The sequence below is a fragment of the Romboutsia sp. LXY-2 genome (assembly GCF_056171995.1).
In genome coordinates, this window is sequence record NZ_JBKFGI010000001.1 from 912501 (window position 1) to 924454 (window position 11954).

The following is an 11954-nucleotide window of genomic DNA, read 5'->3' on the forward strand; positions in this document are numbered from 1 at the left end:
TAATTAGTCCTCCATCTTATAAAATGTTAAAGTAGTATTTCCATATTTTTTACTCTTATTTTGTATAAGTCTTCCGATTTTTTCTGGGAAAGAATCCTTTGAGTCATGCTCAATCATTATTATTCCCTCTTCATCAAGTAAATCTGCATTATCTACACTTTCAAGAGCTTTAACAAACATCTCTTTATAATAAGGAGGGTCCATAAATATTACATCAAACTTATCCTTACCTTCTAATCTTTTAATTGCCTCTTTAAAGTCTGCATTGATAACAACACTTTCATTTTCGACTCTTGCTTTTTTAATATTTGATTTTACTATACTTATACTTTCTTTGCTTACATCTACAAAGACACATTTCTCTGCTCCCCTTGATAGGCACTCTATCCCTAAAGAACCCGTACCTGCAAACAAGTCTAGTACTCTACTATCCATTATGTAAGAATTTATTATATTGAATAAGGACTCCTTTACTCTATCAGTAGTTGGCCTTACATCATCATTTTTAGGAGTATCTAATTTTAGTCCTCTTACTTTTCCTGAAATAACTCTCAATGTCATTTCTCCTCTCAGTATATTTTATCACAAAATTTGTATTAATTTAACGAAATTTCTTTCACTGCATACTCAAATTTATCAAGAATTTCCTTTTTTAATAATACATTCTCATAGTGAATTAATTTTTTATCTTCTCCCATTATATAACGGGCTTCTTGCTGAGCAATCTTAAGTATTTTCATATGTTTAAATATATTAGCAATCTTAAGTTCTGGAAGACCATGTTGTCTTGTTCCAAAAAATTCTCCAGGACCTCTTATTTCCAAGTCCTTTTCTGAAATTTTAAAACCATCGTTAGTTTCTTCCATTATAGACATTCTCTGTTTACATACATCAGACTTTGAAGCATATATAAGTATACAGTAAGATTTATGGCTACCTCTACCAACCCTTCCTCTAAGCTGATGAAGCTGAGCAAGTCCAAATCTCTCTGCATTTTCAATAATCATCAATGTAGCATTAGGAACATTTACCCCAACTTCTATAACCGTAGTTGAAACTAATATATCTATTTCTTTATTTTTAAAGCTTTTCATTATAGCATCTTTTTCTGAGCCTTTCATCTTTCCATGAAGTAGTCCTACTCTAAGATCGCTAAAATATTCTTCTTTAAGCTCCTCTACAAGTTCTGTAGCCGCTTTTGCTTCTATAGCTTCACTTTCTTCTACTAAAGGACAAACAATGTATACTTGCCTTCCCTTTTCTACTTCCGTCCTTACCAAGCTATTATATGCCTTATCTCTCTTAGACTTATCTAGCGCAATAGTTTCTATTGGTTGTCTTCCTGGAGGAAGTTCATCTATTATAGAGATATCTAAATCTCCATAAAGAATAAGTGCAAGTGTTCTTGGTATCGGAGTAGCAGTCATAACTAATATATCTGGATTTTGGCCTTTTTCAGAAAGCTTACTTCTCTGTCTAACGCCAAATCTATGTTGTTCATCTGTAATAACAAGTCCTAGTTTTGCAAACTCAACTTTATCTTCTATAAGTGCATGAGTCCCTATTAGTATATCTACTTCTTTATTTTTAACTCTCTCTAAGACTTTTTCTTTTTGCTTCTTAGTAAGACTCCCAACTAAAAGTTCTACATTCATCCCAAAGTCTTTTAAAGTCTCTGTAAGAGAAATATAGTGTTGTTCTGCTAGAATCTCTGTAGGAGCCATTAAAGCCCCCTGATAGCCATTCAAGACGCAATCTGCAAGGGCAAGTAGTGCCACAACAGTTTTACCACTACCAACATCTCCTTGGACAAGTCGGTTCATTACCTTATCAGACTCCATATCTACCATTATCTCATCTAAAGCCCTACTTTGAGCACCAGTTAATTTAAATGGAAGTGAATTTCTTACAGCTTGAAGATTTTCATTTTTATTAAACTTAATTCCATCATTTTCTGTTACTCCATTTTTAAACATAAATAAACCTAGTTGTAAAATTAAGAATTCTTCAAAAACTATTCTATACAAAGCAATCTTTAAAGCCTCCTTGCTACTTGGAGAGTGAATATTTTTCACTGCGTAGTCAATACTACATAACTTATACTTCTCAATTATTCTAGGTGGCATATATTCTTTTATTTTTATTTCATTATCATTTAATATTGATTTTATTATACTTATGATTTCCTTATTTGTTACTCCATATGTAAGTGGATATATAGGCATAACCTTACAAGTATTTTTAGGTGCGTTAGTTAAGTGCTCTATTTCACAAGAAGTAAACTCTATAGTCTTAAAAGCTTTTTTAACCTTACCAAATACAAGTATTGTATCTCCTGGCCTAAAAGTTTTCGCTACAAAGTCTTGATTAAAAAAGGTAAGCTTAGCAAGGCCTGTTTCATCTTTTACATCCACCTTAGTTATTTTCATTCCCTTTTTAGGGCTTGTTGTATTTATCCCGACTATAATAGCTTTTATAGTTGCTTTATCTTCATTTTCAAGTTGTATTATTTTTTTTAGATTATTTCTATCTTCATATTGTCTTGGAAAATAAAATAATAAATCTTTTAAAGTAAATATTCCTAGTTTATTCAGCTTGTATGCTTTTTTAGGTCCGATTCCCTTTACATACTGAATATCTTTATTTAAATCCATCATGGTAATCACCTATTGGTATTATTTATTATTATAACTATGTACTAGAAATTCACTTTTATTACGTGAATTATCATTTCCTTATACTTAAAAGTCCTGTATAACCGACTTTAATAACAGTAGGATATACAGGACTAATTAATCTTATTCAACTGAAACTAAATAATAGTATAGAGGTTGACCTCCGTAGTATAATTCTATGTCTAAATCTTCAAACTTTTCTTCTAAAGTATCTCTTAGAACATTTGCTTGTTCTTCAGTTACATCTTCTCCATAGAATAAAGTTACGATTGCGCTGTCTTCATCTACTAGCTTTTCTACAAGTTCAGTAGTTATTGCATCTACTCTATCTCCTGCAGATTGTATCTTACCTTCTGCTAATCCTATTATGTTTCCTTCTTTAACTTCAACATCATTCATTACAGTATCTCTTACTGCAAATGTTACTTGACCAGACTTAACCATGCCTAGTGCTTCCATCATAGCTTCTTCATTTTCTTCAACTGAAGCTTCTGCATTGAAGTTAACTAATGCACTAAATCCTTGTGGAGTGTTTTTAGTAGGTATAACTACTATATTCTTCTCACTTAATTCTTTAGCTTGGTTAGCAGCCATTATTATGTTGCTATTGTTAGGGAATATAAATATATTTCTAGCATGTATTCCTTTTATTGCCTTCATAAAATCTTCTGTACTTGGGTTCATTGTTTGACCACCTTCTATTATGTGATCTACTCCAAAGTCTTTGAAGATTTTAGCTAAACCGTCACCCATAGAAGTAGCTATAAATCCAAATTCTTTTTCTTCTACAGACGCTACTGCAGTTTCTGCATCGCTATCTATTAGTGTATTTTCATGTTGCATTTTCATGTTTTCTATTTTTATAGTTAATAATTGTCCGTGCTCTAAAGCCTTTTGAAGAGCTAAACCTGGCTCATTGGTATGAACGTGTACTTTTATTACTCCGTCATCTCCAACAACAGCTAAGCTATCTCCAAGAGGTAACATTATGTCTCTTATTTGTGTATCACTTACAGTGTTACTTTCTAATATGAATTCTGTGCAGTAAGCAAACTTTATATCCTCAGTGTTTATTGTACCTTGAGGAACATTTATAGTTTGAGTAGTTGCTGGAGCTTCATCCATTAATACAATAGGATTTCCTTTTAAGCATGCAAGCATACCTTCATATATAAGAACTAGACCTTTCCCTCCAGAGTCAACAACTCCAGCGTCCTTTAAGTTCTTTAAAAGTTCTGGTGTTCTTTCAACAGAAGCATTTGCTTCTTTTATGAATAATTCTAAGAACTCAACTATGTTCTTCTCTTTTTTACAAGTTTTTACTGCATATTCTCCACTTTCTCTAACAACAGTAAGTATAGTACCTTCTATAGGCTTTATTACAGCTTTGTATGCTGTATCTGATCCGTTCTTAAAAGCATGTGCTAAATCTTCGCTAGATAACTTCTCTTTACCTTCTATTGATTTTGCAAATCCTCTTATTATTTGTGATAATATAACTCCAGAGTTCCCTCTTGCACCCATTAAAGACCCTTTAGATAGTGCTTTTCCTATATCTGTTATGTTATCATTATCAACTTTAGATAATTCCTTCATTGCATAAGATATAGTAAGAGACATGTTAGTACCTGTATCTCCGTCTGGAACAGGGAATACATTAAGTCTGTCTATCAAATCCTTATTATTTTGAAGATTGTTTGCCCCAGAGACAAACATCTCTTTCAGGGTTTTACCGTCTATATACTGAATCATTTTTTTCCTCCTAAATTACTTAACTCTTATACCTTGTACGTTAATATCTATCTTACTAACTTTTATTGCCGTCATGTTCTCAACTGTATATTTTACTCTATCTATTATATTGTTTGCAACTGTTGATATATTTGTTCCGTACTGAATTATAACATAAAGTTCTATTGCTATGGTATTATCTTCTAATTCCTCAACGTTAACACCTTTAGTTATGTTGTCACCTTTTAATAATTCCACTATACCTTTTTGCTTGTATGCTAATCCTACTAATCCGTAGCTTTCCATTGCTGCTCTGTACGCTACTTGCGCTATTACTGCCTTATCTATTTCGATAGTTCCATATTGATTTACTACTTTTGCACTCATGGTTGACCCCCTTAAGTTCATTTTTATTTTTTATTTCTATTTTGCTCAAAATTAATCTAAAACTTTCTACTTTTTTCAAATTCGCTAAACTTTAATAAAAACCTTGCATTAATATGTACTTTAAAATAAAAAATTTTAAGATGTCCTATTTCAGTCTTTGATTTTAAGATACTAATTCTATCTATAAAACTCAATTTATTCAATAGGATAAATTTTTTATTCAACTATTTTTAATTTTTTGCGAATTTTTGTGTTATATAAAATTATAACTACTATAATACTATAAATATGTTATAATTTAAACCTACCAATTTTTTTGACATTTTAATCAAAATTTATTGGAAAAAAATAAAATATTTAAGATTTCTTTTTTAATATTTACATTATGTGAATTTATATATATAATTTTATATGATAATAAGAAAATCTTCAATATATGAAAGGCAAATATATATTTATATTGCACGTTTTCGATATTTATGTTAAAATAAATATGTTTTTAGTCTTTAAATAGTTAACATTTTAAGGAGGTGCACGTAATGGCAAAGATATGTAGCGTATGTGGTAAAGGGAAGGTTGCTGGAAACCAAGTATCACATTCAAATAGACACAGCAGAAGAACATGGTCAGCTAACTTAAGAAGCGTTAGAGCTATAGTTGATGGAACTCCTAAGAGAGTAAAAGTTTGTACTAGATGTTTACGTTCTGGTAAAGTTGAGAGAGCTTAATAGTTCTCTTTTTAAAAGCCTACAACTTAGTAGGCTTTTTTTATTTTATTTATTTTTTCTCATAAACTTCAAAACTATATTTGATAACCACTTAGGAAGTTTGATTGTTACCATTTTCATAATGTATCCCTCCACCTTTTCATAATATAATAAAACCATTCCTCAAATTTCATTCACGTTATGTAGTGTGAATTTCATCTATATAATTTTATATTACTATTTTTTATAAATTATTCTTTTGTATTTCACATTTAAATTATATTTATCTCTTTACCAAATTATGTACTAATAAAAATTAATAAGCTTTTATTAATAAAAAAATAATAGCGCTCCACATCCTATAAGTAATAATGCACATAGACCTGACCAAATCCAATTAGGTAATAAAATAGATAAAAGTAATGTAGCGCCAGTAGCCAAGCATAGAATTCCTAGTAATCCTTTAGACTGATTCCTCATAATACACCTCCTTCTACCATACCTACTTGAACCAACAGGCTATTTGTATACTTAAATTTATGCGCCATTAGTCAAATTTAGACCTGTCCTAATCTTTTTTATTATTTTTTCCTCAGTTTAACTTGTCCATTTACTTTCAACAAAATTTTGTAAATTAAAAGGCACATCACCGTATCATTAATTGATAAAGTAATGTGCTTTTTCTTCTAAAAAACTTCTTCAGCTTTTATATTTTCTATTATTGATATTGCTTCTCTAAGATTTTTTGCTCTTGAGTATGCTAATTTTAAAATTTCCTCTTTAGGTTCTTTCATGTCTGGTATTACAATAGGTAACATACCTGCTCTACTTGCAGCTAATACCCCATATTCAGAGTCTTCTAACACAACCACCTTATCAGCATCACATCCTAGTTCTTTAGCTACCTTCGCAAATATAAATGGATCAGGCTTAGATTTTACTACTTCATCTCCACATATTATATAATCAAATAAATTTATTATACCTGCTTTTTTAAGTAAACTGTGAGCTCTTTCTTTACCTGAAGAAGTAGCTACTGCCATTTTTATGTTCTTATATCCTAAAAAGCTTAGTACATCCCTTAAACCTTCCTTTTCTATAAGCCCATCTTCTTCTATAATACTATGCATTTTAGAAATTCTATCTTTTAGTATTTCATCATATGGAAAATCATTACCATAAATGCATCTAAAGTAATCACCGATTTCAACTTCTCCAACACCTAAAGTATTTATAAATATCTCCATAGAAAAGTCATATCCTAATTTTTCGACTGCATACTCCCACCCTTTATAAGAAACAATCTCTGTATCAAACATAAGTCCATCCATGTCAAAAATTACTAATTCTACCATTAACAAATCCCCCTTAGTATGATAAGCTTATTAATTTTTTTACTTAAATAATAAGCTGAAATAACTTCCTCTAAACTTCCTACTAATTTTAACATATATTTATCCATATATAAGAAAAAGTTTGTACAGATAATTTTACATCTACACAAACTTTTTCTTTAACTATTTATTTCTTACTATTAATAAACTACCTTTATTTACTTTAACGCTACATTTATCTGCTAACATTATATTTGAAATCCCTAATGGTAGTCCATATTTCATATTGTAATTATTTAGTGGATACTCAAATCCACTAAGGGTTACACCATTAGCATCTCCCCCTAAAGGAATTACAGATAATGTATCCTTGACTTTACCTTCAATAATTACTTCTTCATCTATTGCTATATACATTTCTTCGCTTTCTGTTAGTATTCTCGGAACTATGTTCATATTTCTTATACAATAAAGTAAACTAACATTGGCTAACATATGGTCAACTCGTCCACCTAGCGCACCTATAAAATCTATTTTAGTTGCACCAAGTTTATTAGCCTGGTATATGCATAACTCAGTGTCCGTTTCATTCTTTTTAGACGGAAATTTTTCAAAGATTACATTGTGACTTCTAAAGTATTCTATAACATTAGTATCAGCAGAATCTAAATCACCAATAATATAATTAGGTACTATTTCCATCTTATATGCATGATTACTTCCACCATCAGCACAAATTATATAATCATAATTATTTTTTACAATTCTTTTAGTAGCTTCATAATCTTTTATTTCTCCATTTAAAATAATACAAATATTCATATTATCTGCCTATAAAGATGCATTCTTTCTAAATAATTTTACTGTTTCTTCAATATCAGCACTATTAAATATTGCTGATCCAGCTACTATTACATTAGCTCCTGCCTTAACTACTTTGTGTACGTTATCCGGCTTTATACCACCATCAACTTGTATATCTACATTTAAACCTTTGCTATCTATTAAAGCCTTTAATTCTTCTATCTTCTCTATCATAGACTCTATGAAAGATTGTCCCCCAAATCCAGGATTAACAGTCATTATAAGTACCATATCTACATCAGCAAGTACATGCTTTATAGTTTCTATTGGTGTACCTGGATTTAAAGATACTCCAGCCTTTATGTTGTGAGATTTTATGTTTTGTATAGTTCTGTGAAGGTGTGTACAAGCTTCTTGGTGAACTACTATCATATCACATCCTGCATCTACAAAATCAGCTATGTAGTTATCTGGATTTTCTATCATAAGATGTGCATCAAATACCATATTAACATCTTTTCTTAAACTTTTAACTATACCAGGTCCTAATGTTATGTTTGGAACAAAATGCCCATCCATTACATCTATGTGTAAATACTCACATCCTGCTTTCTCAACTTTTTTTACATCCTCAAGTAATCTTGCAAAGTCTGCCGATAATATTGATGGCGCTAACTTAATCATCTTTAGTATCTCCTTTTCCCCTGTCTAATTTCGTTTAGTAGCTGTATATAACTATCATATCTTTTTTTAGATATTTTTCCGTTTTCCACAGCCTCTTTTACAGCACAAGCAGGCTCATTTTGGTGAATACATCTTGAGCCAAATCTACAATCATCAAAGTCATCAAATTCTATAAAGTAATCCTTAAGTTCATTTTCACTTATATCATCTAATGTTAATGAACTAAATCCAGGTGTATCTGCAACCATTCCACCACATTCTAGTTTTAATAACTCTGCATGACGAGTAGTGTGCTTACCTCTTTTTATTTTATCACTAACTTCACCAGTTTGTAGCTTAAAATTACTATCTATTTCATTTAATAAACTAGATTTACCAACACCAGATGGTCCGGCAAATACTACAACACTGTCTTTTAACTCTTCTTTTATTTTATCTATGTTAATATTAGCTTTATTACTTACCGGTATTACCTTATATCCACTAAGCTCATAAATACCCTTTATTTCTTCTAAATAGTTTTCATCATCTAAATCTATCTTAGTGAATACTATTACTATTTCTAGGCTTTCTTTTTCCGCTAATACTATAAATCTATCTAATAGAGATAAGTTTGGCTTAGGATTTTTTATAGCAAATACTATTAGCGCTTTACCAACATTTGCTATAGGTGGTCTTATAAGCTCTGTATCTCTTTTATCTATCTCCTCAACAACACCTTTTTTAGTTTCTTCATCAACTACACTTATACTAACTCTATCTCCAACTAAAGGCGTGATTTTTTGCTTTCTAAATATCCCTCTAGCTCTACACTCATAAAGTCCATTATCTGTATCTACGTAGTAAAATCCCCCTATTCCTTTTATTATCGTTCCATTTAACATTAAGTTCCTCCTTAAAAATTTTGATACTATCTAATTGCTTCTATTTCTATATAATATCATAATACCATTGCAAATTAATATTCTTTTCAAATTTTAACACTATTATATTTTATGCATACCTTTTCTAAATTATAAATTTATTTCACGTAAAAAAAACCAACTTGTTTAAGTTGGGTTTTAGTATACTAAAAATTATTATTATTGTCCTTGTGATCCCGTTCCTTGATCTGTTCCACCTGTATTACCATTATTTCCACTATTACCATTATCTCCTGTAGATGGAGGTATTGGCTCTGGTTCCGGTGTTGGCTCTGGATCTGGTGTTGGCTCTGGCTCTGGTTCCGGTGTTGGTGTTGGTGTCGGTGTCGGTGTTGGTGTTGGTGTCGGTGTTGGTGTTGGCGTTGGTGTTGGTTCTGGTGTTTCTACCTTATCCTCAACCTTAGGACCTTTACTTACTACAACATTTATTTTGTCACCTTCTTCAACGCTAGATAAACCTTGCGCTGGGTCTTGGCTTAATACTATTCCTTTTTTATAGATTTCACTATATTCATAAGTTATTTTGCCTAACTCAAGTTTATTTTCTTTTAATACATTTTCTGCTTCATCTAAAGTAAGACCTTCAATATTTGGAACTTCAGCTCTCTTTGCACCCTTACTTATAACTACATTTATTGTATCACCTTTTTGCATTACTGTTCCAGCTGCTGGAGTTTGCTCTATTACGTTATTCTTTTCTATTTCCGCGTTGTACTCATCTCTTACAGTTATCTTCAATCCTAACTTATCAAGTTGTTTTTGTACTTCGTCTAAACTCATATTATGGAAATCTGGTGCTGTGATCTCTTTATTACCTAAACCACCGCCTCCAAAAATCTTAAATGCTATAAATACCTGAGCTATAAGAACTATACTTAATACTACTGCTGCAATTTTAAGTCTCTTTTTAGTCTTTGGACTCTCTTCCTTCTTTACTTTCTTTCTTTTTTTCTTATTTTTCTTTTCTGCCACTATTTCTTCCTCTTCTTCTAAAGGTTCCTCATTTTCTTGTACTTCAACTATTGGGACTGCCTTAATAGATTTCTTCATTTCAGTTTCATCTATTTTTTGAGTGGCAAAGTTATCATATTCCTTTATGAAATCTAAGTCTATATTCTTTTCTATATATTCTATATCTTCTATTAGCTCTTCAGCACTTTGATATCTATCAGAAGTAGACTTCTCAGTTAATTTCTTTATGATAGTTCTAACACTTTGAGGTATATTTACTTTTTCCTCAGATGTAAATTCTATCTCATCATTTATATGTTGCAGTGCTATTGATATAGGACTATCTCCTCTAAAAGGAACCTTACCTATTAACATTTCATATAAAACTATTCCTAAAGAATATAAGTCTGCATTATTACTTACAAATTTGCCCTTAGCTTGTTCAGGTGAGAAGTAGTGTACCGAACCTATAATACTACCAATATTTGTCATTGTAGAGTTTGATACAGCCTTTGCTATACCAAAGTCAGCTACCTTAACTACTCTTCCTTCACTAGATATAAGTATGTTATGAGGCTTTATATCTCTATGGATTATACCTTTTTTATGTGCTGCACTTAGTGCCATAGCTATTTGCTTAGTAATATCTAAAGCTGTATATTCATCTAAAGTTCCTTCGTTTTTTATTATTTCCTTTAGATTTTGTCCGTCAACATACTCCATAACTATGTAGTGGACTTTTCCATCTTCACCTACATCGTATACATTAACAATGTTTGGATGAGAAAGGCTAGCTACTGCCTCTGCTTCTCTTTTAAATTTAGTTAAAAACTCTTCATCATCTACAAATTCAGGCCTTAATACCTTAACTGCAACAGTTCTGTTTAATAACTTGTCCTTTGCAACATACACAAAGGCCATACCTCCATCACCAATTTTCTTCATGATTTCGTATCTATTTCCTAGTACCGTCTCTCCCACTTTATCACCATCCTATTTATGCTTTATTAATATGACTGATACGTTATCTTTTCCTGATGCTTCATTTGCCATATCTATCAATTCATCACTTAATACTTCTGTGCTATTATCTTTTTCTATTATGTTTTTTATATCATCATCTTCTATACAACCAGTTAATCCATCAGTGGCAAGTAATATTTTATCATCTTTTTTAAGTTTTAACTTAAAAATATCTACTAACACCATATCATCAGTGCCCATAGCTCTAGTTATATGATTTCTTCTTGGATGATTTTTTGCTTCAGCTTCTGTAATTATATTTGCTCTTAAAAGCTCTTCGACTACAGAATGGTCTATGGTAATTTTTTTCATCTCATCATCTTGTAAAAGGTAACATCTGCTATCCCCAACATTTGCAACATATAAATTATCTTTATATATCACAGCCGTAGTCAAAGTTGTACCCATTCCGTTAAACTCTAATTCACTAATTGATTGTTTGTGAATAATACTATTAACGCTATTGTAAGCTTGTTTAATTATATCATCTATATAATCTATTTTTATGCCATTGCTTTGCAGTAAATTCTCTTTTAAAAATTTAATTATATTTTCTACAGCTAATTTACTTGCTACTTCACCTTTATTATGACCACCCATTCCATCAGCCATAGCAAAAATACCTACGATATCTAAGCCATCTGTTTGGATAATTTCCCCCCTACAATAGTCTTCATTATTTTTTCTGACTTTTCCTATGTGGGAGGCACAACTAAAGTTCATAAGCTTTCCCCC

Annotated in this window: 12 protein-coding genes; 1 reads left to right on the forward strand and 11 read right to left on the reverse strand. The window is 30.9% G+C overall.

What is annotated here, in order from left to right:
- Positions 1-3: 3 nt before the first annotated feature.
- The 4 genes from rsmD to ACI48P_RS04490 form a co-directional block, all read right to left on the reverse strand.
- Entirely contained in the window at positions 4-561 is a 558-nt protein-coding gene (gene rsmD, locus ACI48P_RS04475; RefSeq protein ID WP_475213868.1) for a 16S rRNA (guanine(966)-N(2))-methyltransferase RsmD, read from the reverse strand.
- Between the two features lie 35 nt (positions 562-596).
- The gene (gene recG / locus ACI48P_RS04480; protein WP_475214152.1) at positions 597-2654 is read right to left on the reverse strand and encodes an ATP-dependent DNA helicase RecG; all 2058 of its coding nucleotides are present in this window, start codon (positions 2652-2654) and stop codon (positions 597-599) included.
- Positions 2655-2798: 144 nt separating this feature from the next.
- Entirely contained in the window at positions 2799-4427 is a 1629-nt protein-coding gene (locus ACI48P_RS04485; protein ID WP_475213870.1) for a DAK2 domain-containing protein, read from the reverse strand.
- 15 nt (positions 4428-4442) lie between these two features.
- Positions 4443-4793, reverse strand: coding sequence for an Asp23/Gls24 family envelope stress response protein (locus tag ACI48P_RS04490; protein ID WP_475213872.1), 351 nt, complete (start codon positions 4791-4793; stop codon positions 4443-4445).
- Between the two features lie 539 nt (positions 4794-5332).
- Between ACI48P_RS04490 and rpmB the strand changes: the two genes are divergently transcribed.
- Complete coding sequence (gene rpmB / locus ACI48P_RS04495; protein WP_475213874.1) at positions 5333-5521, forward strand: 50S ribosomal protein L28; 189 nt, start codon at positions 5333-5335, stop codon at positions 5519-5521.
- 309 nt (positions 5522-5830) lie between these two features.
- Here rpmB and ACI48P_RS04500 read toward each other — a convergent pair whose 3' ends face one another.
- The 7 genes from ACI48P_RS04500 to ACI48P_RS04530 form a co-directional block, all read right to left on the reverse strand.
- Complete coding sequence (locus ACI48P_RS04500; RefSeq protein ID WP_475213876.1) at positions 5831-5980, reverse strand: 2-oxoglutarate translocator; 150 nt, start codon at positions 5978-5980, stop codon at positions 5831-5833.
- 206 nt (positions 5981-6186) lie between these two features.
- The gene (locus tag ACI48P_RS04505; protein WP_475213878.1) at positions 6187-6855 is read right to left on the reverse strand and encodes an HAD family hydrolase; all 669 of its coding nucleotides are present in this window, start codon (positions 6853-6855) and stop codon (positions 6187-6189) included.
- Between the two features lie 162 nt (positions 6856-7017).
- Entirely contained in the window at positions 7018-7656 is a 639-nt protein-coding gene (locus ACI48P_RS04510; protein WP_475213880.1) for a thiamine diphosphokinase, read from the reverse strand.
- Between the two features lie 9 nt (positions 7657-7665).
- Positions 7666-8322, reverse strand: a complete 657-nt coding sequence (gene rpe, locus ACI48P_RS04515; protein ID WP_475213882.1) for a ribulose-phosphate 3-epimerase — start codon at positions 8320-8322, stop codon at positions 7666-7668.
- A gap of 2 nt (positions 8323-8324) precedes the next feature.
- A complete protein-coding gene (gene rsgA, locus ACI48P_RS04520) occupies positions 8325-9206 on the reverse strand; it encodes a ribosome small subunit-dependent GTPase A (RefSeq protein ID WP_475213884.1) in 882 nt (293 codons plus the stop codon).
- 198 nt (positions 9207-9404) lie between these two features.
- Positions 9405-11177 carry a Stk1 family PASTA domain-containing Ser/Thr kinase gene (gene pknB / locus ACI48P_RS04525; protein ID WP_475213886.1) on the reverse strand — a complete coding sequence of 591 codons (1773 nt, stop codon included), beginning with the start codon at positions 11175-11177 and terminating at the stop codon, positions 9405-9407.
- A 12-nt stretch (positions 11178-11189) separates the two neighbouring features.
- The gene (locus tag ACI48P_RS04530) at positions 11190-11942 is read right to left on the reverse strand and encodes a Stp1/IreP family PP2C-type Ser/Thr phosphatase (RefSeq protein WP_475213888.1); all 753 of its coding nucleotides are present in this window, start codon (positions 11940-11942) and stop codon (positions 11190-11192) included.
- Between the last annotated feature and the right edge of the window lie 12 nt (positions 11943-11954).

Coding starts and splice junctions, on each gene's coding strand:
- rsmD (WP_475213868.1), bottom strand. CDS start 561: ATGACATTGAGAGTTATTTCAGGAAAAGTAAGAGGACTAAAATTAGAT.
- recG (WP_475214152.1), bottom strand. CDS start 2,654: ATGGATTTAAATAAAGATATTCAGTATGTAAAGGGAATCGGACCTAAA.
- ACI48P_RS04485 (WP_475213870.1), bottom strand. CDS start 4,427: ATGATTCAGTATATAGACGGTAAAACCCTGAAAGAGATGTTTGTCTCT.
- ACI48P_RS04490 (WP_475213872.1), bottom strand. CDS start 4,793: ATGAGTGCAAAAGTAGTAAATCAATATGGAACTATCGAAATAGATAAG.
- rpmB (WP_475213874.1), top strand. CDS start 5,333: ATGGCAAAGATATGTAGCGTATGTGGTAAAGGGAAGGTTGCTGGAAAC.
- ACI48P_RS04500 (WP_475213876.1), bottom strand. CDS start 5,980: ATGAGGAATCAGTCTAAAGGATTACTAGGAATTCTATGCTTGGCTACT.
- ACI48P_RS04505 (WP_475213878.1), bottom strand. CDS start 6,855: ATGGTAGAATTAGTAATTTTTGACATGGATGGACTTATGTTTGATACA.
- ACI48P_RS04510 (WP_475213880.1), bottom strand. CDS start 7,656: ATGAATATTTGTATTATTTTAAATGGAGAAATAAAAGATTATGAAGCT.
- rpe (WP_475213882.1), bottom strand. CDS start 8,322: ATGATTAAGTTAGCGCCATCAATATTATCGGCAGACTTTGCAAGATTA.
- rsgA (WP_475213884.1), bottom strand. CDS start 9,206: ATGTTAAATGGAACGATAATAAAAGGAATAGGGGGATTTTACTACGTA.
- ACI48P_RS04530 (WP_475213888.1), bottom strand. CDS start 11,942: ATGAACTTTAGTTGTGCCTCCCACATAGGAAAAGTCAGAAAAAATAAT.